This window comes from Corynebacterium sp. ACRPS (assembly GCF_022346005.1).
Lineage (GTDB): Bacteria > Actinomycetota > Actinomycetes > Mycobacteriales > Mycobacteriaceae > Corynebacterium.
Genome location: NZ_JAKRMY010000036.1, coordinates 1 through 2128 on the forward strand (window position 1 = coordinate 1; position 2128 = coordinate 2128).

Annotated in this window: 2 protein-coding genes and 1 rRNA gene; 2 read left to right on the forward strand and 1 reads right to left on the reverse strand. The window is 55.9% G+C overall.

Annotated features, from left to right (window positions below; translation table 11 throughout):
• A 5S ribosomal RNA gene (gene rrf / locus MHX65_RS11415) occupies positions 1–109 on the forward strand; the annotation flags it as partial.
• Positions 110–378: 269 nt separating this feature from the next.
• On the forward strand, positions 379–1320 hold the full coding sequence (locus MHX65_RS11420) for a hypothetical protein (RefSeq protein ID WP_239270166.1): 942 nt from the start codon (positions 379–381) through the stop codon (positions 1318–1320).
• Positions 1321–1430: 110 nt separating this feature from the next.
• Here MHX65_RS11420 and MHX65_RS11425 read toward each other — a convergent pair.
• A partial coding sequence (locus MHX65_RS11425; protein WP_370657806.1) for an IS3 family transposase occupies positions 1431–2128 on the reverse strand: 698 nt, incomplete at its 5' end.

The window sequence follows — 2128 nt, forward strand, 5'->3', positions numbered from 1 at the left end:
TCATAGCTACAGGGAAACGCCCGGTCCCATTCCGAACCCGGAAGCTAAGCCTGTACACGCTGATGGTACTGCAACCGGGAGGTTGTGGGAGAGTAAGTCACCGCCGACACCAAACAACAAACAACAAAATAGTGTTTATACGGTAGTCCCCGAAAGACCATCACCCCGAATAATTGTGGGTGGTTGGTGTTTCGGGGACTACTTGTCGTTTCACCCCCGCTCATGGAGGCGACTTGTACTCTGTCGAGCTGGCAGAATGCGTGGCGGGGTGTCGTGGTTTTACCCCCTAGTGTCAGGTGTGGTGGGTAGGGTCAAGCCTTGTTAGACGAAAACACATTCGACTTAACCGGTTTACTATTCCCGGGGGATACGACCACGATGACAAGTAGCACACCACCATTCACCACCAGGCACGAGCCAGTAGGCGACACCACGCCGGGGAATACCCGCCTGGCCGGCGAGCCACTGGACTACGACACCAACACTGACGCTGATACCGTGCTAGATGTGCCGGTGGTCTTTTATGCCACCAACACACCCGGCAACCCTATTGCCGCAGCTGGAGCAGCCGCCCGGAAAAACTCCTGGGTATTCTACCAGTCACTCCTTCCCGACCTCGACGATGATGACGTGGATGTGACACTGACCAGCCTGGCTAAAGACCTAGGCCTCACCTACAGCACCCTGTCTGGGATCATCAGGGCACATTTCCGCATGCAGGAACTACCCCTCGTCGCCGCCACGAATATGGAGCAGTGGATACTGGATACACCACGCCTGCGGGTCATTGACAGGGAGATACAACGCGTAGGCGACAACCACGACCACATAGGCCTTATCGATGCCGCCCTAGCAGACTTCCTCACACCGACAGCACCGTGCCAGCATGTGCCCACGGTGGCGGATATCCGCCGGTTTATCCGCGACTTCATCGACACCCACCACCTGGCAGATAATGACACCGACGAGGTCGAACCCACCCTGAATGTGGCAGTGCATAACAACCGCGCCACTATGAGCCTAACGTGTGATAAAGCAACCGCTGCTATCATCGCCCGCCATATTGATGCCCAAGCAGACAACACCCAATGTGGTGCCGGTGAGGCGCTTATCCAACTCATCCTAGATAACACGCATACTAAAGTCGCGATCAATACCTTCACCACCACCTCTCCTTATGCAGGTTGGGAACCTACACACAAACCATTAGACACTCTCCCAACACCACCGACACAGATGACGCCGCCGAGGCTGGTACAGGTGCTGGTGATACGAAAGTGTATTTCCCAGGCTACGGCTGGTCCCGCATCACCAACCTAGAAAACATCGACACCTTCACCCGACAACTCACACCACAAGAAACCGAAAACTACCAGCCCACCAGTGGGGTTGCCCGCAAATCGTGGACACGTAGTAGAGCTACCTAGCGGTTAGGCAGCGATTTTTTCTTCGTTTCTGGTTTGGGTGATGTGATTTTCGAAATCGACAGGGCTGACCATCCCGAGAGCGGAATGCCGGCGCCGACGGTTGTAGACCACTTCAATCCAGTAGGCAACGGCCTGACGCGCAGCATCGCGGGTTGCCCAGCGCTTCCGGTCGTAGAACTCGGTCTTAAGCGTCGACCAGAACGACTCGGCCATCGCGTTATCGAAACACACCCCAGTGCGCCCTACCGACTGAGCAACCCCTAGGTTGCGGCACACCTCCCAGAGCTGCTCGCTGGTAAATTGTGTTCCGCGGTCAGCGTGAAACACCAGCCCGTCAGGAACGTCACCACGCAGCGTATGCGCCATCCGTAGGGCCCGTTCGACCAAACTTGTGTTTTGCACGCTATCCATAGCCCAGCCCAGTACCCTGCGGGAATGACCATCGCGGACCACGCATAAATACAACCAGCCTTCACCGGTGCGCAGGTAGGTAATGTCCGACATCCATACTCGATTGAGCTCGCCGGTATCAAACATGCGCTTTACCAGGTCAGGAAGAGCAGATTTACGCTTGGCTTGGATCGTTGTCACCGGCACAAAAGCACGCGGTGAAATCCCTTCAATGCCCATCAGACGCATCCGCTTAGCCACAGTCTTGCGATTCACACTGATCTGGTAGCGATCGGCGAGTTCTGCGGTAA